The sequence below is a fragment of the Gemmatimonadota bacterium genome (genome assembly GCA_041390105.1).
GTDB lineage: Bacteria > Gemmatimonadota > Gemmatimonadetes > Longimicrobiales > Gaopeijiaceae > JAGQIF01.
This window is the reverse complement of sequence record JAWKQO010000001.1, coordinates 1987844-2013563: the sequence shown is the minus strand read 5'-3', so window position 1 is coordinate 2013563 and position 25720 is coordinate 1987844. Positions and strand designations below refer to the sequence as shown.

Sequence of the window (25720 nt, the reverse complement as noted above, 5' to 3'; positions counted from 1 at the left end):
GCCGAGGGCGGGGCGTCCATCGGGACGCCCCGCGCTGGACTCGATGTGGGATCCGCTGCCGCTCGCTGCTGGATCGTCAGGCAGCGGGCCACAACCATCCGAACACGCCGCCGGCCAGGAGCGCGTAGACGAGGCCGTCCGCTGCGAGCTTGAACCCGGTCGACCACTTCTGACCGAACCAGATCACGTCGTGGAAGTGGGCGATGGAGTGGCTGATCCACACCACTGTGCCGGTGACTCGGAAGACCATCAGATAGTCCGCGCCCGCCGGGAGGGTGCGGGACGCCAGGTACGCGGCCAGCACGCCGATGAAGACGTAGAGCAGGAACGACGAGACCAGCTGTTTGCCCATCGGCACCATGCCGGCCGGTGAGAGGACGCGCAGCAGGCCCACCGGCCCCTTGGCCACCCGGTCCAGATACGCGGGGTCCTTCATGTCCGCGCCCCCGGAAGCGAACGGGAAGAGGTAGACGCCGCGACTCAGGTTCTGGGCCCGTAGCGCTCCCATCAGGGCGTCCTCGTCGGGCAGGCGCACGTAGTCCGTCTTGTGGTGGGGAAGTGCCATCCAGATGATGGCGCTCACCACGAACGTGATCACGGCGGACAGCAGGATCGGCAGCCAGAGAGAGAGCAGGGGGACCATGCGACCTCCTCGGGATGGGTGACCAGGGAGCGGCGGCTCCGCTGTGGCCCATCACCGATAGCGCCCCGTCGTGGCGGGCGCCATGGCCGACTCAGACGCGTGCGTGCGCCCGCGGCTGCCTCGCCTCTCCGGCGGTCTGGAAGGTCCAGAGGAAGTCGGTGAAGCCCTGCCAATAGTCGGTGAGCCCGTTCTGACCGGTCAGGCGCATGCGGGCATCGTAGAGCTGCCGGAGCCCGTCGCTGATGGGGTGGGGTGGCGACTTGGGCACCGCCGGCAGGAACGCTTCGGCGAGCTCGGGACGCAGTCCGGCCCGTTCGGCCAACTCCCGGTGTCGAGTCGGGTCCTCGTCAGAGAGCGTCTGCAGGTGCCGGTTCAAGCGCTCCGCGCGCGTCGATTGCACGAGCACCGGATCGCCGGAGGTGGACAGTGCCAGGTGGGAAAGCACCTGAGCGTGCAGCTCCTTGAAGTACCCGCGACGGTGCACCAGCTCGTGCGCCAGGATGTGGGCCTCGAACACCCCCGTGTCGCGGAAGATCGCGATGTCCCCGGAGACGATGTCGCACGCCCCGTGTGCGAAAGGCAACAAGAACCCGGCGAGCGTCATCCCCCGCACTTCGGCGCTGGTCTCGACCACCTGGCCGGTCAACGTGGCCAGGTAGTCCGTCAGGCGCGCGTTGGCGCGCAGGGCCAGCTCCTGCCGAGGGGGGCTTTCCGCCGTGTACTCCTCGTTCAGGGCCTCGACCAGACGGGCGATCTCGGCTTCCCGAGCCTCCCGGGGCATCGGGACGAGTCGGTGCACGTCGGCTCCGAACTCGCGCTCGAACTCCACCTTCCGCACTCCCAACCGTGCGGCCCAGTCGAGCAGAGCGCTGCCGGCGTAGCTCAGGAAGGCAGCCGTCTGGATGGCCCGTCCGACCGGCGTCACTCCCAGCAACAGGCGGGCGGCCACCGGACCCCCGACCATGAGATCGGTCAGGGAGACGGGGCTGTAGGTGGCGAAGTTCGGGATCTCGATGCGCTCCATGGTCCTTCCTTACTCGATTGGGAGCCTGCTGGTTTCCCAACCGCCTCTGAGCCCCCATCGCCGGGGGCACGCCACTTTTGCGGTGACCTGCTAGTATAGGGCGCGCGTGTGGAACGAGCGCATCACCAGGAACACCAGCCCCCTGCCCATGGATCGGCCCGGCGTACACAAGGAGCCCAAGCCCCTCCGAGGCGGCCAGCGTCTGGGCAAGTACCGCTTGGAGAAGCGGCTGGCCAGCGGCGGTTTCGCGAACGTCTTCCAGGCCATGGACACGGTCGAGGGCGTGCGCGTGGCGCTCAAGGTGCCGCACGCGCGCTTGATGAACGAACGGGTGTTGCGCGTCTTCCGCCACGAGGCCCGCCTGGTGGCCGCCCTGGATCACCCCAACATCCTGCCGATCAAGAACGCGCAGATCGTCGAGGGGCACTTCGTGATCGCGACGCCGCTCGGTGAGGAGACGCTTCACGATCGCCTGAAGACCCGCCTGTCCACGAAGATGGCGCTGAGCTACGCGGAACAGCTCCTGGACGGGCTGGCCTATGCGCACCGCCGGCGCATCCTGCACAGCGACGTCAAGCCGGAGAACCTCATTCTCTTCCCACGGGGCCGGCTGCGGCTGACCGACTTCGGCATCGCCAAGGTGGTGCAGCGGACCATCCAGGGGTCGGGATCGGGGACGGTCGGCTACATCGCCCCGGAACAGGCCATGGGTCGACCTTCGCTGCGGTCGGACGTGTTCTCTGCCGGGCTGGTCCTGTATCGCCTGTTCAGCGGGCGCTTGCCACAGTGGCCTTTCGATCCACCCCTGCCCGGCGAGGAACGTCTGCTCGAGCGGCTGCACCCGGATCTCGTGGCCCTCATCCTTCGCGCCATCGAGGTGGATGGCCGCAACCGCTACCGCGATGCGGACCAGATGTTCGCGGCCTTCCAACGGCTCAAGCCGCGAGCGCTCGGGCATGTGACCCGCCGACGTACCCGGCGCCAGCGGAAGACGCAGAACGGCAATCACTGGCAAGAGGTTCGTTTCCGGCAGTTCAAGCGTGAGCACGGCAAGGACCTGGAGGCCGTGCACGCCTGCCCCGGCTGCAAAGGACCGGTGAGCGCCGCCATGCACCACTGTCCCTGGTGTCGGCGCGAACTGGACAAGGTGCTGGGCGAGTCCCGCTTCCCGGCGCACTGCCCCCGCTGCGGCCGCGGCGTGAAGAAGGACTGGAAGTACTGCGCCTGGTGCTACGGACCCTCGATCGGAGACGGTGGTGGTCGGCGGTATTCCGATCGCCGCTACACCGCCACCTGCTCCAACGCCTCCTGTTCACGAAAGGAGCTCATGCCGTTCATGCGCTATTGCCCCTGGTGTCGCAGCAAAGTGCGGCGGAGCTGGCCGGTGCCGGGCTCCAGGCAGCGCTGTCCATCGTGCAAGAACGGAGTCTACGGCTCCTACTGGAGTTGGTGTCCGTGGTGTGCCCGCGGCCTGGGACCGCACGCCGGATGAGACCGGATCCTCGGATCTATCGGGACAACGGTGAGGGCCTGATCGACTCCTTCGAAGGGGAGGAGGGTCGGATCGGCGTCCTCTGCCAGCGTCACCCGCAGGTGAGCGGCGAGAGCGAGGACGCGGCCGCAGTCATTCCCATCGAGAACGGCGGATGGGTGCTGGCGGTCGCCGACGGCGTCGGAGGGGCACGCGGCGGAGAGATCGCCTCCCATCTCGCGCTCGAGCAGATGGCGCGGGTGGTGGGCAGCGAGGAGCTACCGCTGCGGGAGCGCGTGATGCAGGGGTTCGAGGAAGCCAACACGGCCATCCTCGATCTCGGCGTGGGCGCGGCCACCACGCTGGCGGTCGTCACCGTGGAGGGGGGGATCGTTCGTTCCTACCATGCCGGCGACTCCGAGATGTGGCTGGTGGGGAGTAGGGGTCGCGTGAAGTATCGCACCGTCTCGCATTCCCCGGTGGGCTACGCCGTCGCGTCCGGCGTGCTGGATGGGGATTCGGCGATCTTCCATGAGGAGCGCCATGTGATCTCCAACCACGTCGGCAATCGCGAGATGCGGATCGACGTCAGTCCTCCGCTGCCGCTCGCCTCCCAGGATACCGTTCTGCTGGGGACCGACGGGCTCTTCGACAACCTCAAGGAAGCCGAGATCGTGGAGCGCATCCGCAAAGGGCCCTTGCGGCTGGCCATGAACGAGCTGTCTGTGCTGTGCACGGCACGCATGGCGGCGGCGCACGAGGGACAGCCTTCCAAGGAGGACGATCTCACCTTGATCCTCTACCGCGGTCCCCGACGGACGCGTGCGAGGGGGCCAGGAGGCACGTCGGGCTGACCATGCCTTCCAGTCCTCCGTCGATCCGCTACGCACGCAGTCGCGACGGCGTAGACGTCGCGTATTGGAAGCTCGGACGGGGACCGGTGCTGGTACACACGCCGAACGTGCAGCTCGGCCACGCACGGGCGGAGTGGGCGGTGGAGGGCATGCGGCGTTGGTACGAGAGCCTTGCGCGCCACTTCACCCTGGTACGGTACGACCATCGGGGAGGCGGACTCTCGAGTCGCGACGGCAGCACCCAGTCCATCGACGCGCTGGTCCGCGACATCGACGCCATCGTCGAGACCGTGTCCACGGAGCCCATCGTGCTGCTGGGCTGGCTCAGCGGCGGCCTCCCCGCGATTGCCTGGGCGGCACAGAACCCGGAGCGCGTGTCGCATCTGGTGTTGTGGAGCAGCTTTGCCCGCGATGCCGCGCACGGCCAAGCACCGCGACTCAAGGCCCTCTTTCAGATGGCGGCCACCGACTGGGAGCTCTTCACCGAGTCGATGAGCCAAGCCGCTCTCGGTTGGCGTGACGCGGACGAGGCCCGACGCTGGGCGGCCGTGACTCGGGAAGCGACAACGCAGGCCGAGTTCCTGGCCTTCCTGCGGGCGCGGCGGGAGTGGGACGTGGACGAATACCTGGAACAGGTGGACGCACCGACGTTGATTTTCCACGACCGCTCGAACCCGCTCGCCAGCGAAGAGCGGAACCGCGAGCTGGCTGCCGGAATCCCCGGTGCGCGTCTCGTCGTGTGCGACACGGAGCGCGGCACGCCCGGCGCTGACGCTCTGGAAACGGTCCTCGCGCTGGTCGGGCGGGGCGAGGGCCTGGCGAGTGGCCTCGAGGAGCTTTCTCCGCGCGAACGGGAGGTGCTGGGCCTCGTGGTCGAAGGCGCGAAGAACACGGAGATCGCCGAGCGGCTCTTCATCAGCGTGAATACGGTCACGCGACACCTGACCCACATCTACGCCAAGCTCGGAGTGGCCGGACGGGCCCAGGCCGTGCGCTACGCCCTGGAGCGGGGGCTGGTCGACTACTGATATCGGGGGCTGGTCGACTACTGATATCGGGGGCTGGTCGACTACTGATATCCGGGATCCCGGGATCCCGGCCGGCCCCGATCCCACCTTCCTGTAATTCCGCCCCACTCTCGCAGGATCGAGCTTCCTCCCAAGCGGCCCGCATCGCTCCCGATGCCGGCGCTGCGTGGATCCGGAATCCCAAGGAGGAGATCATGCTGAAGCGCTCGCTCGCGATCGCGGGAGTACTGGTGCCTGGGTTCATCGTCGGGTGTGGGGACGGCCCGATCCTCCCCGGCCGAACCCCGTCGGGGGGGCTGGAGGCAGCCGCGTCCGCCGCGGGGGCGGGGCCCGTAGGGGCTCCCCGTTGCGTTCCGTTCAAGGTGAGTGGCACTCCGGGATCGGTACAGATCCACGGGGGGCCACCACCCGCTCCGCTCGACATCACCGTCGACGCGGAGGGACAGGCCACGCATCTCGGGCGCTATTCCTCCTCGGCCAACTTCCTGGTCACGTTCACGTCGCCGACCACGGCGGTCTTCGATGGGGGTGGGTCCTTCACCGCGGCCAACGGCGATCAGCTCGCCTTCACGTACACGGGGGACTTCTTTCCGGGCCCGGTCGCCGGTGGCCTCGGGGACTACGAGCTCACGGGTGGAACGGGACGCTTCGCCGGTGCGACCGGGACCGGCGTGTTCAGCAGCGAGGGCGGGCACACTACGTTCGACGGTGACCTCTGCGTTGCCCGCTAAGGAAGCCCTGCACACGTGGGGCTGAGCTTCCTGTGTCCAGGGTCGACCGTCGGCGTCCGCGCGGGAACATCCGTTCCTTCGCGGGCGCCGCCCGACTGCCCTCCGGCGTCGTCACGGTTCCGTTACCAAATGAACCTTGAACGGTGATGGACGCGCCGGGATCTTTGCGCCGAGTCCGGGACCGACCCGGGCCGTCCGCACCACCCCGAGTGACCATGAAGAAGACCGTGCTCGCCGGTGTCCTGCTCACCCTGGCCTGCGGTGGTGGCCGTGAGGGGGGCGAGCGCACCGTCATCCAGAACAAGGGATCCGACACGCTGGTGAACGTGGCCCAGGCCTGGGCAGAGGCCTACCGCACCGTCAACCCCAATGTCGCGGTGGCCGTGACCGGCGGCGGTTCCGGGACCGGGATCTCGGCGATGATCAACGGCACCGTGGACATCGCCAACGCGAGCCGCAAGATGACCTCTGAGGAGATCGAGGCCGCGCGGGCCAACGGGCACGATCCCATCGAATACATCGTGGGCTTCGACGCGCTGGCCATCTTCCTGCACCAGGACAACCCCATCACCCAGATGTCCCGGGCACAGCTGAAGGAGATCTACGGGGACGGCGGAACGGTGACCAAGTGGTCCCAGCTCGGGATCACGGTGCCCGGGTGTCCGTCGGACGAGATCATCGTGGTCAGCCGGCAGAACAACTCCGGGACCTATGCCTACTTCCGCGAAGCGGTCCTGGGAGAGGACGGTGACTTCCGGCTGGGCACCCGCGACATGCACGGCTCCAAGGACGTGGTGGACCTGGTGGAGAACACGCCCTGCGCCATCGGCTACTCCGGGCTGGCCTACGCGACCGACCACGTGAAGATGCCTTGCATCGAGACCGACGACGGGGGCTGCGTGGCGCCCTCGGTGGCGAGCGCGCTCGACGGCACCTATCCGATCGCCCGGCCGCTGATCATGTACACCTCCGGCCAGCCCACCGGGGCGGTGAAGGAGTACATCGATTGGATCGAGAGCCAGGCCGGCCAGTGCATCATTCTCGAGCAGGGGTACGCTCCCGCACAGTCGGTGACCTGCGCCTGACGCACGAACCACGTAGGATGTCCCGGGGCGTCCCCAGTCGGGGACGCCCCGGAATCACAAGAGGGCCACGGAGCGGCGGGGCCCGAGGACGTCGGGGAGTCGTATGTCGCACTTGGAACAGCGGCTTGAGCAGGACGAGCAGGCCCTCCGGGCCGGGGTGGCCAAGGTCGGAAAGTGGGTCGAGGAGAACGTGACGGATGCCGTGCAGGCGCTGACCACTCACGATCGCACTCTGGCCAACCGTACCATCCTTCGTGACCGTGCGGTCAACCGGCAGATCGAGGATCTGGACCATCTCTGTCACGTATTCGTCGTCAAACATCTGCCAAGCGCGGGCCATCTTCGTTTCGTTTCCTCGGTATTGCGTGTCAACGTCGCCCTGGAGCGGATCGGCGACTATGCGGTGACGGCCTGCCGAGAGATGCTCCAACTCTCGGCGCCGGTGCCAGAGAGCGTGGGCGCCGACCTTCAGATGCTGGGTGAACAGGCCGTGGCCACACTGCGGGCGGCCGTCGAAGCCTTCGTGAACGGCGACACCACCATGGCCGCGCAGGCCGAAGGGATGGCCAAACAGGTCGAGCCGACCTTTTTGCGCGCATATACCGACCTCACGCGGGCCGGCGACCGGGACGAGCGTCAGACGCGTGACCTGTTCAGCACACTGCTGGCGGCGCGCGTGATCAAGCGGGTCGCCGATCAGGCCGAGAACCTCTGTGAGCAGACCTACTTCCAGGTCACCGGTGAGGCCAAGGGCGCCAAGACCTATCGCGTCCTCTTCTTCGACGAGCGCGGTGATCTCCTGAGCCGGATGGCCCAGGGGTTCGCGCAGGAAGCCTACCCCGACAGCGGTCGCTTCCGCAGCGCGGGGTACGCGCCCGCGGGGACGTTCGATGCGGGCCTGGTGTCGTTCCTGCGCGGACGCGGAATCCAGGTGGAGGGGGCCCCGGTGCCGCTGGCCAAAGCGCTGGACGTGCCCAAGCACTACCACGTCATCGTGGCGATCGGCGCCAAGGCCTCGGACCATATCAAGGACATCCCCTTCCGCACGGCCACATTGCGTTGGGATCTATCCGGGGCCGTCAAGGAGGCCGCGGCGCTGCCTGAGGAGGAGCGCTACGCTTCGCTCTACCGGGCCGTGGCCGAGCAGGTGACGAAGCTCATGGAGACCCTGGGTATCGAGACCAGCCGGTGAGCGAAGTCGCACATCCGTCGGAGGAGGCTGCCGAGTTCGATCGGCGGACGATGGACTGGTGGATCGACCGCCTGGTCCAACTGATCGTCTTCGCAGGCGGGATCAGCGGCATTGTCTTCGTCATCGGCATCTTCGTGTTCGTCACGAAGGAAGGGTTGCCCTTCCTTACGGGTCGCTTCTCCTTCACGGAGTTCTTCGGCTCGCAGGCCTGGCGACCCACCTCGCGGAATCCTACGTACGGTGCCCTGGCGTTGATCGCCGGCACGGCCAGCGTGACCGGCCTGGCCATGGTGGTCTCGGTGCCCTTCTCGCTGGGTGCCGCCATCTACATCGCAGAGTTCGCGCGCGGTCGCACGCGCGAGTGGTTGAAGGTTCTGGTGGAGATGCTGGCGGCCATTCCCTCGGTGGTGTGGGGCTTCATCGGTCTGTCCATCATGAACCCGCTCATCATCGAGCTCTTCAACCAGCCGGTGGGCCTCAACGTGCTGAACGCGGGGATCATCCTGGGCCTGATGGCGGCGCCCATCATGACCACCATCGCCGAGGACGCGCTGAAGGCCGTGCCCGACCACTACCGGGAAGCGGCGGAGGCCATGGGCGCCACCCGCTGGGAGATGATCCGGCACGTGGTTCTACCCGCGGCCAAGAACGGCCTGGCGGGTGCGGTACTGTTGGGCGTGGGCCGTGGCTTCGGTGAGACGCTGGCCGTGCTGATGGCGAGCGGGCACTCCATCCACATCCCCACCAGCCCCTTCGATTCGGTGCGGGCGCTCACGGCCACCATCGCCGCCGAGCTGGGTGAGGCCCCGCAGGGCTCCGATCACTACCGAGCGCTGTTCACACTGGGGATCTTGCTGTTCGCGGTGACCTTCACGATCAACCTGATCGCGGATCTGGTGATCCGCGGCGTCCGGAAGAAGTGACGATGTTCGAGGCCACCTCCATCAACCAGCGTGACCGGCGGACCGAGCGTCTGATGCAGATGCTCTTCCTGCTCATGACGCTGATCCTGGTCGTACCCGTGCTGCTGATCCTGGGCGTGCTGATCGTGCGCGGCGGGCCCGCCATCTCGTGGGAGTTCCTCACCAGCGAGCCCACCGACCAGATGCGGGCGGGCGGCATCTTTCCGGCGTTGGTCGGGACGATCTGGCTGGTCGGCGTCGCGTTGGCCGTCTCCGTACCCATCGGTGTGGCGGCAGCGATCTACCTGTCCGAGTACGCCAGCGACAACTGGCTCACCCGCATCATCAACCTCGCCATCATCAACCTGGCCGGCGTGCCGTCCATCGTGCATGCGCTGTTCGGGGTCGGCGCCTTCGTGTTGTTCTTCGGCCTGGGCACCAGCATCCTGGCGGCCAGCCTCACGCTGGCGGTCATGACGCTGCCTGTGGTGATCGTGGCCACGCGTGAGTCGCTGCAGGCGGTGCCGCAGGCGTTCCGGGAAGCCTGTTGGAACATGGGCGCCACGCGCTGGCAGACCATTCGCAAGGTGGTGCTGCCCAACGCGATCAGCGGCATCCTCACTGGAATCATCCTGGAGGTGTCCCGCACGACCGGGGAGACCGTGCCGATCATGTTCACGGGTGCGGCCTTCTTCGTGCCTTTCCTGCCGGAGGGGGTCTTCGACCAGACCATGGCGCTGTCCCTGCACCTCTTCGCGGTGTCCACCCAGGTGCCGGGTGTCCCCGAAGCGCTGCCCTACGGGGTCGCGCTCGTGCTGATCTCGTTGGTGCTGGCCATGAACGCGCTGTCCATCGCGTTCCGGATGTACCTCCGCAACCGCCGGAAGTGGTGAGCGTGGTGCGGGCGGCCCGGCCCAAGCTCGAGGTGCGTGACCTGACCATCCGCTACGGCGGGAGGGCCGCGCTCAGGAACGTCACCCTCGATGTGCAGGAGAACGAGATCTTCGGCATCATCGGGCCTGCCGGGAGCGGGAAGACGTCGTTTCTGCGTGCGCTCAACCGCATGGACGAGTTCGACCGCAACATGGCGGTCGAGGGGGAGGTCCGCTTCAACGGGAAGGACGTCCGCAAGTGGCGCAACGTCTTTGCGCTGCGCAAGCGAGTGGGCGTGGTCTTCCCCCTTCCCGTCGGCCTTCCGCTTTCGATCTACGACAACGTCGCGTTCGCGCCCCGCCTTGCGGGGGTCAAGGCCAAGGCGGAGTTGGACGAGGTGGTCGAACGCTGCCTGCGGCGCGCCGCGCTCTGGGACGAGGTGAAGGACCGTCTGGGGTCGCTGGGAAGCCTGTTGTCCGGAGGCCAACAACAGCGACTCACGATCGCGCGGGCGCTGTCCCAGGATCCGGAGCTCCTGCTTCTGGACGAGTTCTCCATCGCGGTCGATCCGGTGACCACCATGCGCATCGAGGACGTGCTCAAGGAGCTGAGGCAGGAGCTGACCATCATCCTGGTCACCAACCTGGTTCAGCAGGCGCGCCGACTGGCCGACCGTACGGCGTTCTTCCTGACGGGGGAATTGGTGGAGGTGGCCGAGACCGAGGCGCTCTTTACCGGTGGGGTGAAGGACCGCCGTACGGCGGACTACGTGGAGGGGCGCTTTGGCTGAGCCGAACCAACCTGCCCCGTCCGGTGGGGCTCCCCAGAGCGCCTACGCCATCGAGACCCGGGACCTGAACCTGTGGTATGGCGATTTCCAGGCGCTGTTCGACGTGAACCTGGGCGTGAAACGTGGCATCATCACGTCGATGATCGGTCCGTCGGGGTGCGGCAAGTCCACGCTGCTGCGCAGCTGCAATCGCATCGTCGAACGACTGGGGTATGTGCGAACCACGGGGGGCATCGAGGTGCTCGGGCACGACGTGCTGGCGCCGAACGTCGAGCTGGTCCAGGTCCGCAAGCAGGTGGGCATGGTCTTCCAGCGCCCAAACCCCCTGCCGCTCTCCATTCGCGACAACGTCCTGTTCGGGTACCGGCTCCACGAGAAGGACAAGAAGCTGTCCCGCGCGGAAGAAGATCGCATCGTGGAGAGCGCGCTGACCGAAGTCCTGCTGTGGGACGAGGTCAAGGACCGCCTCGATCGCCGCGCCACCAGCCTGTCGCTGGAGGCGCAGCAGAAGCTGTGCATCGCCCGCCTCCTGCCCGTGAAGCCCGCGGTGCTGCTGATGGACGAACCCTGCTCGGCGCTCGACCCCAAGGGCACCGCGGCGGTGGAGGAGTTGATCTGGTCGTTGCGTGGGGAGTACACGATCCTGATCGTGACCCACAACATGGCGCAGGCGCGTCGGGCCAGCGAAGAATGCGTCTTCATGCTGCTCGGGAAGGTGATCGAGCACGGGAAGACGGAGGAGATGTTCCTGGCTCCCGACGATCGGCGCACGGCCGACTACATCGAGGGCCGCTACGGCTGAGTCGGATGGGGCGAGAGCCGCTACGGCAGGGTCGGATGGGGCCCGGCCGCGCCAGGACCGGGCACTGTGCTCCGGACTCTATTCCTAGGACCCGCCCGTCCGCACGGAAAGCCCCACCTCCAGCGAGCGGCGACCCGCGCGGTTCTTGGCCTGGGGGAGTTGAAATGCGTCCGCGCCGCTTTGCGCTTGCGCCTGGGTGATGTCGGCGCCTGGCTGCCCGAGGGTCAAGCCGCGCCAGCGACCGCCTACCAACACGCTGGCCCGCGGATGCACGACGTACTCGAAGTCGGCTCCCACCACGGCCCCGATGGTCGCCCACGTGCGGTCCATGTGGCCGGCGATGAGCTCGCCCAGTCCGGGGGCCGCCGCGAACACGCCGGCACGTTCGACCGCGAAACGCTCCCAGGCGATCACGGGGCCCGCCAGGAAGCTCAGGTCCCAACTGGGGCCCCGGGTCAATCGAGGCCGCGCCGCCAGCTCCAGCCCGACCGTCCGGAACGAGTGCTGTTCGAAGGCCACGCCGGCGCCCAGGAATGACGCTTCCGAGGAGCCGGACAGCAGGAATCCGGACAACTCGAGCTCCGGAAACCACCCGAAGGGCCGGGCCCGAGCGGCCACGCGAAGTCCCGGCCGCCACGAGGTGCGCTCCGTGTAGCGCGTGGTGGTGATGAGTTGTTGGTAGGTGACGACCGCTTCCCCATCGTACACGTCGTTGGGTGAGGACCCGATCATCGTGATCGCGAAGCTGAAGGGAGCGTCGTCCCTGGCGTATACCGGGAGGCGACGTTCCGTGACTCCCGTGCCGCTGCGCGTCTCCACCAGGATGACGCCCCAGTGCCCGGCGTCCCCGTACAGCGTCGTTGCGTCGAGCGGCGAGAGGACCTCGAAGCGTTCGATGTTGTCCGGTGGAATGTCGGCGAGCGCGTAGAGCGGATCGACCTGCAACCGTCCGTCGACGTAGACATTCATGGTGAGACAGGTGCCTGACTGACTGCCCTCGAAGCGTCCCGTGCGCACGCGTGGGTGCTCGACGCAGTAGGCGGGACGCTCGCCCGGCATGGCCGAGTACTTCACCCGCACCGGTACGGTCGTGTTCTGGACCAGGTCGGCCAGGTTGCTGACGCGAGGGAGGATCTTCTCGATCTCCGTGCGAGTCATACCAGGAAAGCGGCCTGTGATGCCCGTACCCAACGTGCTCCGGCGCGCCACCACGTTGATCGGCTCCAGCTCGATGGCCGCGACGCTCACCGTCAAGCGGACCTCGACCCGCTCTCCTGGCGCCACCCCGAGCGTATCGGTGCGCGATCGGTACCCCGGGTGACTCACCTGAAGAACCACGAACCCGGGACGAAGCGACTCGAAGCGGAACTCGCCGAGCGGACTGGTGAGCGCCCGCAGGTTCGCGCCGAGGACCACGACTTCCGCGCCCTCGACGGCGGTGCGCCCCTCGGCGTCCAACACCACCCCCGAGAGTGTGGCCAGCGAGGCCTGCCCGGTGGCGGGTGTCGCGGAAAGCGCCAACGCCGCCGAAGCCGTGGTGAGCGCCGCTACCAGGACTGCGAGGGAACGGGATGGGAGCACGGAGGCCTCCTCGGGCAGAGCGGGACCGGTCCCAGAAACGTACGCTCGGGTGCCCGGTCTGTAACCTCTGGCCGGGTACCCCGGTGGGTCAGGAGGGTCGCGGCGTCCGAGGTAGGGCGCAGGCCCAGCCAGTGGGGCGCGGGGTCAGCGGCAGATGAACTCGCGGGCGGGATCCTCGTGCAGCTCCAGGTAGATCACGTCGCCGGGATCGACCGACAGCTGCCCTGTGACGCACCGCGGTCCGGCGAGGAAGTCCATTTCCACGCGCAGGGGCAGAGATACGGGCCAGGAGAGCTCGAAGCTCTCCTCCTGCTTCCCGCGGACGATCCCCAGGCGAATCCGCTCGCCTCCGCGCAGCGCCCAGAGGGTCGCGTCCGAGAAGTTGAGGTTGAGCACGTCGATGCGGATGTCCCGCGTCTCGTCCCTGAAGACGTCGGAGCGCGGGGTTGCGCACCCCAACGGCAGCGCGAGGAGGAGAAGCAGCAGCGTGGCTCTGCGCATGGCGCCTCCAGAGGTGGACCCGCCGCTACAGACCCGCCTCCCCCGGGTGGGTTCCGGTGGGCAGGGCAGGGATGCGGGAAGACCGGGGCCCTGGCTCCGGCGGTGCCCTTCCCGGTATCGTAGCCGCGTGAGCCGATTGATCATGCCGGGCCTGCACTGGATCCAGGAGCTGGGCCCTTCCCGACCAGGGATCGTTCGCACCGCCTCGAGCCGCCAGGCTGCGTGGGTGACCCCCGAGCGCGAGGTGTTCGTCCCGCAGAACGCCTTCCTGTTGGCCGGAGAGCGCACCTTGCTGTTCGACACGCTCTCGCCTGCGGCGGCCGAGCACGTGATCGCGGAGCTGGAGCGGGTGCTGGAGGGTCGCACGCTCGACTATCTGGTGGTCTCGCATCCAGACGTCCCACATGCGGCCAACACCTTCGCCATCCTGCGTCGATACCCGGATGCCCGCCTGGTGGCCCCGCGCTACGGAGAGGGACACGCGCTCTATCACCTCGATCATGCCTGGCAGGTGGGCGAGGGCGACGCCATCGATCTGGGGGGCTTCGTGGTGCGGTTCCACGAGGCTTCGTTCCTGGACGCGGCCATCTCCTTGTGGATGTCGGAGGACGTCACGGGCACCCTGTTCACCGTGGACTGGATGGGGCTGCCCCTCCTCGACGGAGAGGGGCTGAGCTTCATGGACGAGCTGGACGTCGTCGACGAAGACCGCTTCTACGAATTCCACGCGCGCGTGCTCTTCTGGCTGCAGTACGTCGACGCGGAGCGGGTCGAAGCCGAGATGCGCCACATTCGAGACCACTATCGCCCACGCATGATCGCCCCGGCCCATGGACCGGTGATGCGCACCGACGTGGATCGCTACCTGGATCTCATGCAGGGCGTGCCCCGCCACATCCTCGCCACGGGCCGGGTGGGGGTGTTGTGACGGAGGGGTTCTCCACGGACAGCGCCCGCGTGGTGGCGCTCACCCAGGAGGTCTTCTGGGTGGCGGAATCGTTCGCCCTGGCACCCGAGCGGCACGAACACGTCGCCGTCTATCTGTTGCGGTCGGCGGTTGGGTGGATCGTGATCGACTCGGGCTCGTTCCACCATCGCCACACCATCCTGGAGGCGATCCAGGAGGTCACCGGTGGCGATGGAGTGCGCGCGCTGATCCTTTCCCATTCGGACTACCCGCACTCGGGCAACATCGGTGCCCTGCGGCAGCGCTGGGGCGACTTCGAGATCGTGGCGTCGTGCGGAGACCCCGGGATCCAGGGGCTCCCCTACGCGACGCGTGTGCACATCGGCGGGCGCGAAGCGGTGCTGGGGCGGCCCATCCGCTTTCTCGACCCGCCGTTGGCGGATCGCTCCCATACGAGCTGGATCTACGACGAGCTCTCGCGGGTCCTGTTCGTGGCCGACGGTTTCGGCTCCTACCACCGCCCCGAGCACCGCACGCGCACCTCCCGGGACTTCGCGGAGGGCATCTCCGAAGAGGCCATCGAGCGCTTCCACACGGACGCCGTCTCCTGGTTGCGTTTCGTCGACCCTGGCAAGCTCATGTCGACGCTTCGTCACCTCTTCGAGAAGAATCCCATCGAGTGGGTGGCGCCGATCCACGGACACCCCATCGCGGGACAGGACCTGCCGGAGTATCTGTGGCGCCTGGAGCGGGGTGTGCGACGGATCGTCGAACGCGACCGCGCGCGCGGCGCTCCGATCTGACTCAAGCGACCGGGGAGGCGGGCCGGTCGTCGCGGGTGTCCTTGCGAACGGAGCCCCCGCGGCCGCGCTTCACGTGGACAGGGGCGGGGGCGGAGTCAGCACGCGCAGTTCGTCGATGGCGCCACGCCCGCTGCGCTCGGCCAGGTGCAGGATGCTCGCAGCCATGTCGGCCGGGTCGATCCAGAGTGCAGGATCCACGTCCGGCATGGCCGCGCGGTTCCCAGGCGTATCGAACGCTCCCAACGGGTGGACCAGGGAGACCCGGATCCCCTCGCGCGCGAGCTCCAGGCGGAGCGAGCGCAGGTACGCGATCAGTGCTCCCTTGGACGCTGCGTAGGGGCCCATCCCGGCGGCACCGTCGAGTCCGGGGGCGGCGCCGATGCCGATGATGAAGCCGTTGCGGCCTGGAGTCAGGTGGGGAAGCGTGGCCCGAATCGCGTTGTACGGCGCTTCCAGATTGACGGCCAGCATATGGCGGAGTTGGTCCAAAGTGCTGGAGCGGGCGTCGCTCATGGCGAACCCACCTACGAGATTGACCAACCCGTCGACGCCACCGGCGTTGCCGACCAGCTCGGCGATGGCCGTGCGGGCAGCGTCTTCGTCACCGAGATCCACCACTCCGACGGCGGCGCCAGCATGTTCGCCCTGCAAACGCTCCCGTTGCTGGCTGGTGTGGGCGGCCAGTGCCAGCCGCCACCCTGCCGCCTCGAACGCGTGGCTCACATGCGTGCCCAGCGCACCGCCCGCGCCCGTGATCAGGACGGTTCTGCGAAGATGCGTCGATGGTGTCGTGGTGGACATGGGAAGCCGGCTCCGGTGGGAACGGGAGCTCGGAAGCTAATGGCGGACGGAGGCGACGGCACACGGCCGGGAGCGGTGTGCAGGCGTCCCCTGGCGTCCTTGCTTCTCTAGACGCTGGAGGCGTGCAGGACCATCACGCCGGACAGCACCAGTGCCGTTCCGGCCAGATGCGCGAGGGTGGGGCGCTCCCCCAGCAACAAGCCACCCAGCATCATGGCCGTGACGGCTTCCACGCCCAGCACCACCACGTAGGTGGCCGTCATCTCGTGGTGGCGCATGGCGACGGCCTGAGCGGCCGCTCCGATCGCCACGAGAACGAACATCACGATGGTGGGCGCGGTTTGGGTCAGTCCCGCCGACTGCTTCATGAAATAGCCGGCTACGCTGAAGCAGAGGGCTGCGAGCAGCGTGGACAGGGCGAACATAGACCATCCTGGAACAAGGGCCCGCATCGCGAAGCCGCGACGGGGTGTTTGCCCATATCGCGCCAAAGGGCACGCCAGGAGGTCATGGCGCCTCCGGAGCCGGCGTACGCGCCGGAGGGGCTGGTGGCCGGGGGGTCCTCGGGCGACGGCCTCCCGGCCGCCGCCCGGAGCGGGGGCGTTCCCAACGCGGGGTGCCCTGAGCGGGTGCCGGCGCCTAGAACACGGACTCGAGCGTCACGGTCAGGCTGCGGCCGGGCTCGGGCCGGAAGAAGCTGGCGTTGGAGAACTCGGCGTAGAGCGCGTTCCCGAGGTTGGCCACCCCCAGGGTGAGGCGTTCCTCGGAACGCTGGCCCACGCGCAGGCGGGCGCCGACGCGGGCATCGTGCACCGTGAACGCCGGCAGGATGTCGCCGAGCGGGTTGCTGGCCAGATCCACGTCCTTTTGCTGGCCGTTGTGACGGACGTCATAGGCAGCGAAGAAGCGACCTTGCGGCTCGTCCCAGCGCAGCGTGCCGGTGATCCGGTTGGAGAACGACTCACCCGTGGGGTTGTCCGGCCGCAGCACGTCCTTGGAGGCCAGATGGGTGAAGGTGCCGGCGGCGGTGAAGCCGGCGCCCAGTCCGAGCTGTGCGGAGGCCTCGATCCCTTCGTAGGTCAGCTTGTCGATGTTGGTGGGTTGGAAGGCTGCCAGTCCTTGGATGGTGTCGCCCCGTACCTCCGTACGGATCCCGTTGCTGAGCTGATTGCGAAAGGCGAACAGTTCGGCGGAAGCGCGCGGTCCCTGATAGCGCACGCCCAGGTCCACGCTCACGCTGGTCTCGGCCTGCAGGTCGGGATTGCGGACCTGATAGGCTCCGGCCTCCGGCACCGGACCTTCGAAGAACCACTCGATGAGATTCGGGGAGCGGAAGCCGCGGCCCACGGTCCCCACCAGGCTCCACTCGTCGGCCAGGGGCACGATGGCGTTCAACGATGCCACCACCGCCCGGTCGCTGCGATCCACCGCTCCGAGGCCGAGCGCGGGTGCTGCTTGCGCAGACGCGTTGAGACTCTGGGCGCGCACGCCGCCGATGAGCGTCAGGTGGGTCAGCTCGAACTCGGCCTGGGCGAAGGCGCCCAGCGAGCGGTACGTCGCGTCGGGAACGTTGGAGAGCGAGCTCTCCTCCACCTGGGGAGGCCCAAATCCCGAGACGGTCGTCACGGAGTGGTCGGTGTTCTCCGAGCGATCATGGAAGCCATCGACTCCATAGGTGAGCAGGACGTTGGAGACCAGCTTCTTGGCTTCGAGCCGCCCGCCGAAGGTCACGAGGTTTGTGAAGTTGTCCGTATCGATCGTGATGCCGGCACCGGGAGGAGCTTGCGGTCCGAATCCCTGGAAGAAGTCGAAGGCCAGGCTCCGCTCGTTCTTCTGTCCATACCCAACCACCTCCACTCGGTCTGCCAAGCCCCACGCTCCCTGACCCATGTAGCCGGCGCTGATCTTGTTGAAGCGCTGATCCGGATACGTGATCTCGATCCGTGGTGTGCCTGGGGCGTAGGCGTCCGGTTCGACCAGGCCGAACCCGGCATTGTCGGCCCGGTAGCGGTCGCCGCGAACGAAGACCTCGTGCCCCGGCGCGAGCTGGTAGGACAGTCGCGCGTCCAGTCCCAGGTCGTCCACGCCCGTGTTGGCGACCGCCTGGTCCCCCACGAGCGTGATGTCGCCGAAGGTGCCGGCCGGAGCGACGTAGGCGCCCGCAGTGCGCCACGACCCCCCCGCTTCGAAGGTGAGTGCGCCTTCCCGGCCCGAGACACGGGCCGTGGTCCGGTGCAGCTCGTTCGCCGAGCCATAGCGATACCCGAGCAGGCCATGCACTCCCGCTTCCTCGGGCCGTTTGGTGATCACGTTGACGACTCCACCGATGGCGTCGGTGCCGTACAGCACGGACGCCGCACCCCGCACGACCTCCACGCGTTCGACGGTGTTGATGTCCGTGAGGGCGGGCACCTCCCCGAAGTCCTGTTGCCGGCGCGCGTTGTTCAGTCGGATGCCGTCCTGGAGGAGGAGGATGCGCTGTCCGCGCAGTCCCCGAATCACGGGGCGGGGCTGTTGGACGCCGACGCCCGTCACATCCAAGCCGGGCAGCGTGCGGAACAGATCGGTGACGCTCTCAGCGCTCTTCTCTCGCAAGTCGATGGCGGTGACGACGCTGACGGACGCAGGCGTGAGGAAGACCTCGCGGGCGGTGCGAGTGGCCGTCACCTCCACGCCTCGCAGCAGGTAGACCAGCGTGTCGCCTCGGACGCTGTCCGACCGCATGGGCAGCTGAGCATCGAGGGGAAGGACGGAACCGAGGACGAAGAGAGGAAGGGTCGAGCAGAGTTTGAGCAGACCGCGAACGGTCTTCTTGGGCGCGTACACGAGACCGGTTCCTTCAGCGATGTGATAGGGAGCGAACGGGCACGCTCACTCCGAACATGATTGAAGCTAGAAGCGGTCGGGGAAGGCGGGCATTCGGGGGAGTACGGAGGGATGCATCCGTACTTGTACGGATGTGTGGGAAGCCCCACACGGGGCGCGGGTGCGGCGCCCCCGATCCGGGGAGTGCCCCACCTGTGCAGGGGCTCGCTACGCTTCGTCGAGGCGCATCTCGATCACGAGGCGCGTCAACCCGGCCACGGTGCGTACCTCCAGCTTGTTCATGAGGCTTTCGCGGTGGGTCTCGACCGTACGGGGGCTGATTCCCAGGGACTCGGCGATCTCCTTGTTCGTGCTTCCTCGCGCGATGAGCACCAGGACCTCGTGCTCACGGGGGGTGAGCTGGGCGAGGCGGCCCTGCAACTCCTCGGACTCGGCCTCCCGTTCCAATGCCTCCCCCAGCGTTCCAGCCACGGAGTGCGGGAAGTACTCCTCGCAACGGGCAACCGTACGCACCGCATCGCGTAGTTGGTTGGGAGGCGTGTCCTTGAGGACATAACCGTTGGCTCCGGAGCGGACCGCTTCCAGGACGTATTGGGGGCGCTCATGCATGCTGAGGATGAGGATCCCCGAGTTGCAGCCGCCGGCCCGCAGCTGTCGCGTCACCTCGAGGCCCGTGCCCTCCGGCATGGTCACGTCGAGAATGACCACATCCGGCCGCGTCCGCTCCACGAGCTCCACCGCGGCGGCCCCGGACGCTGCCTCGCCCACCACTTCGAGATCGGCGGCCTGACCGAGCACGCGGCGAATCCCTTCGCGAACGACGGCGTGATCGTCGGCGATCACGATGCGAATGGCAGGTGTCGATGTCTGGCTCATGACTCCGCACGGATGGGGAGGACGACCTGGACGCGCGATCCGCTGTCGTCCCGATCGAAGTTCAGTGTGCCTCCGACCGAGGACAGGCGCTCGCGCAGTCCCGCGAGGCCCGATCCGCCTGACTCCACCGCGCCGTGGAGGCGTGTGCCGCCGGAGTCGGCGACCTCCAGCAGGACGGAGCGGCCGTTGCGCCGCAGGGAGACATGGGCGGCGGCGGACGCAGTGTGGCGGGCCACGTTGGACAGCGCCTCCTGCAAGGCGCGAAACAGCGCCAGCTCCGCGTCGGGCTTGAGGTCCGGGAGGTCCCTCGGAAACTCGGTGGTGAGGGTCAGACCGCCCCGCGACCGGAAGTCGTCGACCAGGGCCGTCAAGGCGGGCAACAGGCCGAGATCGTCCAACAGGGCAGGCCGAAGCTGCTCGGCCACCGAGCGGATGCTGGTGATGGCGCTTCCCACCAGGCCCAAGGCCGTGTCGAACTCGTCGCCCAGCTCCGCGGGAGCCCGTTCGCGCAGCGCTCCGAGCTCGAGGCTGAGCGCCGCGAAGACCTGGGCGGTTTCGTCGTGCAGCTCTCTCGAGAGTCGGCGGCGCTCCTCTTCGTGTTGGCGCACCGTGCCCACCGATAGGCGCTCCAACGCCTCGGTCCGCTCGCTCAGGCGTCGGTGCAGCGCATCGCTCTCCAGGGCGGTGCCCATCTGCTGTCCGAGTGCGGCCAGGAAACGGTCGTCGAGCGCCGTGAACGGGTCACGAGCCGCGCTGAGGATCACGAGGGCTCCCGTGATCCGGGCGCCGTTCACGATGGGTAGAACGGAGACGAACCCCTCCGTACGACGATGGCCGAGCCGGATGCGCTCGGGAACGCCCGTCTCCAGAGAGCGACGGATCCCGGCCTCGATGGGACCGTTCTTCTGCTGGGTCTCCCATCCGGCGCACTCCCCTGCGCCGATCCGGTAGCCACCGCCCTCCCCGGCAAGGTAGAGGGCGGCGCCCCGCACTGCCGGCAGTGTCAGCGGCCGACCCACGAGCACGCTCAGCACGTCTCCGCCGGCCGATGCGCGCTGGAGGTCCCCGGAGAGGGCGGACAGCGTCTCCAGCCCCCGGGCCAGGTCCTCTTCGACGAGCAGCAGAATGCCCAGCCCGACGCTGAGCTCGAAGACGATGTCCAGATAGTAGCCCCACGGGGTCCATGCGCCCTGAGCGCGGAGCAGCGGGTAGTCCAGATGGTGAAGCGCCCAGAGCGCGAACGCGACCGCCAGCCAACGAGCGGCCTGCGAGCCCACGCGGCGTTGATGGACGAAGAAGACCGCACCGGTCCACAGCGTGGCCAGGCTCAGGAAGAGCACGGCCGGGAGCGCCGCCCAGATGAAGTGCTCCAGGCGGTAGATGGCCACGTAGGACCACAGCGGGGGAAAGAGTGCCAGCCAGGCGTAGCTCCACCTCCACTCGGGCCGCCGCGAGAACTGCAGCGCGGCCCAGAGCAACGTCAACGCCGTCCACCCGGTGATGACCTGGTGCCAGAACAACCAGATCGAGTGCTCGCTCAGCAGAAAGGAGAGGATGGCGAGCAGACGCAGCGCGTACAGGCTCCAGGCCAGCGCCCACCAACGGAAATAGGGCTTGCGGTACCGCAGGAAGAGGCCGAGGCAGAGCAAGCCCAGGCCGATGGTCACCGTCAGCTGCAGGAGCGTGGCGCCCAACTCGTCCAGGGCCCCCGCGGGCACGTGCCAATTCATGACTCAATCGTAGGGCGAACGGCGGGGGCGTGTCGAGCGCCCGCGCGTCGGCGTCACGCCGAAAGGTGCTCCAGCGCCGCCTGGGCCCCGCCGCTGCGATGGGGCACCCCGGCGGCGCGCAGCCCCATCTCGACTCCGCTCAGAGTTCCCATCAGCATCAGGTCGTTGAAGTCGCCCAGATGCCCGATGCGAAAGACCTGGTCGGCCAATGGACCGAGCCCGCTGCCCAGGGACATGTCCCACCGCTCCAGGATGACCCGCCGGAGCGCATCCCCCGAGTGGCCCTCCGGCACGCGCACGGTGGTGGCCGCGTTGGAGTGCTCGGATGGACGGGTGCTGTAGGTCTCCAACCCCCAGGCAGCGACGGCGCTGCGGGTGGCCGCGGCGAAGCGTGCGTGGCGAGAAAACACGGTTTCCAGCCCTTCCGCCTCCAGCATGCGCAGGGCCTCGTCCAGACCGAACAGCAGGCCGGTCGCCGGCGTGTAGGGGAAGTAGCCGTCGTCGTTGAAGCGGATCTGCTCGCTCCAGCTCCAGTACGAGCGAGCCAGGGTTGCCTGCGCGCTTCGTTCGAGAGCGCGCGGCCCCACCGCGGCGAACGCGAGGCCCGGAGGGAGCATGAGCGCCTTCTGCGAGCCGGAGATGCACACGTCGACACCCCACTCGTCGTGCCGGTACTCGGTGGCGGCCAGGGACGAGACCGCGTCGACCAGGAACAGTGCGGGGTGCGCCAGCTCGTCCAACACGGCGCGCAGCGCGGGCAGCTCCGTGGTCACACCGGTGGAGGTCTCGTTGTGGACGACCATGACGGCGCGGATGCGCCGCTCGGGGTCCGCGCGCAGCGCGGCGCGCAGGTCGGCGGCCGACACGCCGGTTCGCCAATCCCCTGGGACCTTCACCACCTCCAGGCCCAGGCGGGCCGCCACTCTGGACCATGCCTCTGCGAAGAAACCCCGATCGAAGAAGAGGACCCGGTCGCCCGGCGAAAGGGTGTTGGTCATCGCCGCTTCCCAGGCGCCCGTGGCGCTGGATGGATAGATGAACACGCGTCCCTCCGTACGGAACACGCGCTTCATGCCGTCCAGGACACGCCGGGCCAGCGCCTGGAACTCGGGGCCTCGATGATCGATCGTGTTCCTGTGCATGGCGCGCAGGATGCGGTCCGGCACGTTGCTGGGGCCGGGGAGCTGCAGGAGGTGGCGGCCGGGGCGATAGGTCACGGTGGTCGGGGTCGGAGGTGGATCCGCGGCCGGAGAGGACGGGGATCAGGGCGCAGCATCCGGCTTCCGGCCGGCCGCCGTCAAGGGCCCCGATTCGGGCCCGGTTCCTGCTCCCGCGCCCGGTGCGGCCTGCCCGTCCACCCCGTATCCTGATGCACCCTTCAACTCGATTCGTGTGAAGAACGGTACAAACGATACACGGCGCGCGCGCTCACTGGGCAAGCGCCTCATGCGTGTCTTCAGTGGCGAGGTGCACTGGGACCGCAGCACGCGTGGCATGTATGCGACGGACGCATCGATCTATCAGGTCCTCCCCCTGCTGGTGGCCAAGCCCCGGAGCCGAGAGGATCTCGAGGCGGCCCTGACCATGGCGCGCACGGAGGGGTTGTCGGTGACGCCGCGCGGCGCCGGGACCTCTCAGGGGGGCCAAGCCATCGGTCCGGGCCTGGTGCTGGACGTGAGCCGACACCTGCATCAGCTGCTCGAGGTGGATTCGACCCGACGCACGGCGCTCGTGCAGCCGGGCATCGTGCTCGATCGCCTCAATCGAGCGCTACGCCCGGAAGGCCTGTTCTTCCCCGTGGACGTGGCCACCGGATCGCGCGCGACGATCGGGGGGATGGCCGGCAACAACTCTGCGGGCGCGCGCTCCATCGTGTACGGTCACATGGTGGAGAACGTGCGGGCCCTGCGCACGCTGCTTCCCGACGGTTCTCACGCGGAGTTCCGCACGCGCCGAGGAGGGGAGGTGGGCGCAAGCCGAGCTCCCGAGCACCTGCGCCGGCGCCTCGCTGCGCTGCGGGCCCGAGAGGACGCAGAGTTGGAGCGCAGGCTTCCGCGAGTGCCCCGGCACGTGGCTGGCTACAATCTGCATCGTGTCGAGCCGGATGGACGGGGGCTCGGCGACATCCTGGTGGGATCGGAAGGCACGCTCGGCCTCTTCACCGAGATCGAGCTGGCGCTGGCACCCCTCCCGGCGCATCGCGTGCTCGGTGTCTGCCGCTTCCCCACGCTACACGCGGCGCTGTCCGCGGTTCCCGCCCTGGTCGAGTTGAGCCCGAGCGCAGTCGAGCTGGTCGACGGGACCGTCATCGAGCGCGCCTGGGCGCTACCTCAGTTCCGGGCCACCGTGGAGCGGCTGGCGCGAGGCGCGAGCAACGCATTGCTGTTCGTCGAGTTTCAGGGCCCTGAGCGGGACCGACTCCGGCGACGCCTCGACGAGGTCGTGGAGTTGCTCGATGAGCGTGGGCACCCCCGCGCGCTGGTTCGCGCGGAGACGCCGGAGTTCCAGGAGTCCATCTGGGCGCTGCGCCGGGCGGGCATGAACCTGGTGACCGCGACACGCTCCAGTCGCAAACCCGTCTCCTTCCTCGAGGATTGCGCGGTTCCCGTGGAGCGCCTTGCGGAGTACGCCGAGCGGGTGACAGAGGTCTTCGATGCCCATGGATTGACCGGCACCTGGTACGCGCACGCGTCCGTGGGCTGCCTGCACGTGCGACCCGCGCTGGATCTCAAGACGGATGAGGATCTCGGTCGCATGCGCACGGTGGCCGAGGCGATGTTGGACATCGTGCGAGACCTGGGAGGATCGCATTCAGGCGAACACGGCGACGGGCGGCTACGCTCGGAGTTCCTGGGGCCCATGCTGGGGTCCAGGCTCACACGGGCCTTCGCCGAGATCAAGGCAGCCTTCGATCCGAACGGCTTGCTGAATCCCGGAATCATCGTCGATCCACCACGCATGGACGACCGCCGGCTGCTGCGCTACGGACCCGCGTACCGGGAGCTCCCCGTGCTCACCGGGCTCGATTGGAGTGCCTGGGGCTCGTTTCTGGCGGCAGCGGAGGCGTGCAACAACAACGGCGCCTGCCGCAAGCGCGAGCCTGGCGTGATGTGTCCTTCGTTCCGGGTGACCGGAGACGAAGCCGACGTCCCCCGCGGGCGCGCCAACGTGTTGCGCCTCGCGCTCTCCGGTCAGCTCCGCCCCGATGAGCTGGTGCAGGAGGAAGTGGCGCAAGCACTCGATCTGTGCGTGGGCTGCAAGGCGTGTCGTCAGGAGTGTCCTGCCGGCGTGGACGTGAACCGCATGAAGACGGAGGTGCTGCACCAACGCCGTCTCGCGCACGGAGTGTCGGTCCGCACTCGCGCCTTCGCCCACCTGCCGAGATTGGCGCCCTGGATGGCGCGTCTGCCGGGCCTCGCGAACCTCCCGGCCCGCTCCCCCTCTGCCGCGCGGCTGCTCGAGCGTGTATTGGGGGTGGCGCGAGCCCAGGCGTTGCCGCGTTGGCGCTCCGACCCGTGGAGCGAGGCCGAATTGGGGCCGGGACGGGCATCGTCCGGGGAGCGTGACGTGTTGCTGTTCGTGGATACGTTCACCCGGTACTTCGATCCGGAGAACGCGCGCGCGCTCACACATGTGTTGCGCAGGGCCGGCTATGAGGTGCGCTCGCTTCCTCGGGCGCCAGGCGAGCGACCCTACTGCTGCGGCCGTACCTATCTCTCCGCGGGCATGATCGACGAAGCCCGCGCCGAGGCGACGCGCTTTGCCGAAGCCCTCTCGCGCGCCGGCTCTCCCCACTCCCCCGTGGTGGGGCTGGAGCCCTCCTGTGTCCTCACCATGCGCGACGAGTGGCCAGCGCTCCTCCCGGAACCGTCCCTGCGCGAAGCGCCGGCTCTGCTGGTGGACGAGTTTCTGACAGGCGAGCGCGAGGCCGGTCGCTTGGCCCTCGAGCTGTCGGCGATCCCGAGCACCCGTGTGCGGGTCCACGGCCACTGCCACCAGAAGGCATTCGGGTTGGAGGCGGCCACCCTGGCCATGCTGCGCTTGATCCCGGGCGTGCACGTCGAGCCGCTGGCCGGTGGCTGTTGCGGCATGGCCGGGTCGTTCGGCTACGAGGCCGAGCACGCCCAGATCTCACGGGAGATGGCCGGGCTCGACCTGGTGCCCTTGCTGGGCCAGTTGCGGGACGGTGAACGGGTGGTCGCCAACGGAACCAGCTGTCGCCACCAGATCGGTGACCTTACCGGCATCCCCGCGGTACATGCCATCCGTCTTCTGGCAGAGGCGCTCGGGTAGGCTCACG

23 protein-coding genes are annotated in these 25720 nt (G+C 68.2%); 13 read left to right on the top strand and 10 right to left on the bottom strand.

Annotated features, from left to right (window positions below; genetic code table 11):
• Positions 1-76: 76 nt before the first annotated feature.
• Together R3E10_08870 and R3E10_08865 are read right to left on the bottom strand one after the other, a co-directional pair.
• Positions 77-643 (bottom strand): hypothetical protein, encoded by a 567-nt coding sequence (locus R3E10_08870; protein ID MEZ4415856.1) that lies wholly within the window; start codon positions 641-643, stop codon positions 77-79.
• 91 nt (positions 644-734) lie between these two features.
• Positions 735-1667, bottom strand: coding sequence for a hypothetical protein (locus R3E10_08865; GenBank protein MEZ4415855.1), 933 nt, complete (start codon positions 1665-1667; stop codon positions 735-737).
• Positions 1668-1773: 106 nt separating this feature from the next.
• On the opposite strand from R3E10_08865, the gene R3E10_08860 reads away from it, so the two are divergent.
• The 10 genes from R3E10_08860 (at position 1774) to R3E10_08815 (ending at position 11395) form a co-directional block, all read left to right on the top strand.
• Positions 1774-3159 (top strand): protein kinase, encoded by a 1386-nt coding sequence (locus R3E10_08860; protein MEZ4415854.1) that lies wholly within the window; start codon positions 1774-1776, stop codon positions 3157-3159.
• Complete coding sequence (locus R3E10_08855; protein ID MEZ4415853.1) at positions 3156-3992, top strand: PP2C family serine/threonine-protein phosphatase; 837 nt, start codon at positions 3156-3158, stop codon at positions 3990-3992. The genes R3E10_08860 and R3E10_08855 overlap by 4 nt, the downstream gene beginning before the upstream one ends.
• Before the next feature lie 2 nt (positions 3993-3994).
• On the top strand, positions 3995-5020 hold the full coding sequence (locus R3E10_08850; protein MEZ4415852.1) for an alpha/beta fold hydrolase: 1026 nt from the start codon (positions 3995-3997) through the stop codon (positions 5018-5020).
• A 194-nt stretch (positions 5021-5214) separates the two neighbouring features.
• Positions 5215-5751, top strand: coding sequence for a hypothetical protein (locus tag R3E10_08845; GenBank protein ID MEZ4415851.1), 537 nt, complete (start codon positions 5215-5217; stop codon positions 5749-5751).
• Between the two features lie 215 nt (positions 5752-5966).
• Complete coding sequence (locus R3E10_08840) at positions 5967-6836, top strand: phosphate ABC transporter substrate-binding protein (protein ID MEZ4415850.1); 870 nt, start codon at positions 5967-5969, stop codon at positions 6834-6836.
• 103 nt (positions 6837-6939) lie between these two features.
• Positions 6940-8028, top strand: a complete 1089-nt coding sequence (locus tag R3E10_08835) for a PhoU domain-containing protein (protein ID MEZ4415849.1) — start codon at positions 6940-6942, stop codon at positions 8026-8028.
• Positions 8025-8951: a phosphate ABC transporter permease subunit PstC gene (pstC, locus tag R3E10_08830; protein ID MEZ4415848.1), complete on the top strand. Its 927-nt coding sequence runs from the start codon at positions 8025-8027 to the stop codon at positions 8949-8951. The genes R3E10_08835 and pstC overlap by 4 nt, the downstream gene beginning before the upstream one ends.
• Before the next feature lie 2 nt (positions 8952-8953).
• Positions 8954-9823 carry a phosphate ABC transporter permease PstA gene (gene pstA, locus R3E10_08825; protein MEZ4415847.1) on the top strand — a complete coding sequence of 290 codons (870 nt, stop codon included), beginning with the start codon at positions 8954-8956 and terminating at the stop codon, positions 9821-9823.
• Positions 9820-10593, top strand: coding sequence for a phosphate ABC transporter ATP-binding protein (locus R3E10_08820; protein ID MEZ4415846.1), 774 nt, complete (start codon positions 9820-9822; stop codon positions 10591-10593). Before pstA ends, R3E10_08820 begins: the two co-directional genes overlap by 4 nt.
• Positions 10586-11395: a phosphate ABC transporter ATP-binding protein gene (locus R3E10_08815; protein MEZ4415845.1), complete on the top strand. Its 810-nt coding sequence runs from the start codon at positions 10586-10588 to the stop codon at positions 11393-11395. The genes R3E10_08820 and R3E10_08815 overlap by 8 nt, the downstream gene beginning before the upstream one ends.
• An 84-nt stretch (positions 11396-11479) precedes the next feature.
• Here the strand turns inward: R3E10_08815 and R3E10_08810 are convergent, their stop codons facing one another.
• Together R3E10_08810 and R3E10_08805 are read right to left on the bottom strand one after the other, a co-directional pair.
• Positions 11480-12976 (bottom strand): carboxypeptidase regulatory-like domain-containing protein, encoded by a 1497-nt coding sequence (locus R3E10_08810; GenBank protein MEZ4415844.1) that lies wholly within the window; start codon positions 12974-12976, stop codon positions 11480-11482.
• 144 nt (positions 12977-13120) lie between these two features.
• Positions 13121-13477, bottom strand: a complete 357-nt coding sequence (locus R3E10_08805; protein MEZ4415843.1) for a hypothetical protein — start codon at positions 13475-13477, stop codon at positions 13121-13123.
• Between the two features lie 127 nt (positions 13478-13604).
• On the opposite strand from R3E10_08805, the gene R3E10_08800 reads away from it, so the two are divergent.
• Both R3E10_08800 and R3E10_08795 read left to right on the top strand, forming a co-directional pair.
• Positions 13605-14405: an MBL fold metallo-hydrolase gene (locus R3E10_08800; protein MEZ4415842.1), complete on the top strand. Its 801-nt coding sequence runs from the start codon at positions 13605-13607 to the stop codon at positions 14403-14405.
• Positions 14402-15187, top strand: a complete 786-nt coding sequence (locus R3E10_08795) for an MBL fold metallo-hydrolase (protein MEZ4415841.1) — start codon at positions 14402-14404, stop codon at positions 15185-15187. Before R3E10_08800 ends, R3E10_08795 begins: the two co-directional genes overlap by 4 nt.
• A gap of 69 nt (positions 15188-15256) precedes the next feature.
• Here the strand turns inward: R3E10_08795 and R3E10_08790 are convergent, their stop codons facing one another.
• From R3E10_08790 to R3E10_08765, 6 genes are all read right to left on the bottom strand, one after another.
• Positions 15257-15988, bottom strand: a complete 732-nt coding sequence (locus tag R3E10_08790; protein MEZ4415840.1) for an SDR family oxidoreductase — start codon at positions 15986-15988, stop codon at positions 15257-15259.
• Positions 15989-16095: 107 nt separating this feature from the next.
• The gene (locus R3E10_08785) at positions 16096-16413 is read right to left on the bottom strand and encodes an SMR family transporter (GenBank protein MEZ4415839.1); all 318 of its coding nucleotides are present in this window, start codon (positions 16411-16413) and stop codon (positions 16096-16098) included.
• Positions 16414-16627: 214 nt separating this feature from the next.
• On the bottom strand, positions 16628-18814 hold the full coding sequence (locus tag R3E10_08780) for a TonB-dependent receptor (protein MEZ4415838.1): 2187 nt from the start codon (positions 18812-18814) through the stop codon (positions 16628-16630).
• A gap of 207 nt (positions 18815-19021) precedes the next feature.
• Positions 19022-19690 carry a response regulator transcription factor gene (locus R3E10_08775; GenBank protein ID MEZ4415837.1) on the bottom strand — a complete coding sequence of 223 codons (669 nt, stop codon included), beginning with the start codon at positions 19688-19690 and terminating at the stop codon, positions 19022-19024.
• Positions 19687-21420: a histidine kinase gene (locus R3E10_08770; protein ID MEZ4415836.1), complete on the bottom strand. Its 1734-nt coding sequence runs from the start codon at positions 21418-21420 to the stop codon at positions 19687-19689. The genes R3E10_08775 and R3E10_08770 overlap by 4 nt, the downstream gene beginning before the upstream one ends.
• Before the next feature lie 53 nt (positions 21421-21473).
• A complete protein-coding gene (locus R3E10_08765; GenBank protein MEZ4415835.1) occupies positions 21474-22637 on the bottom strand; it encodes an aminotransferase class V-fold PLP-dependent enzyme in 1164 nt (387 codons plus the stop codon).
• A gap of 175 nt (positions 22638-22812) precedes the next feature.
• On the opposite strand from R3E10_08765, the gene R3E10_08760 reads away from it, so the two are divergent.
• Positions 22813-25713, top strand: a complete 2901-nt coding sequence (locus R3E10_08760; GenBank protein MEZ4415834.1) for an FAD-linked oxidase C-terminal domain-containing protein — start codon at positions 22813-22815, stop codon at positions 25711-25713.
• Positions 25714-25720 lie beyond the last annotated feature (7 nt).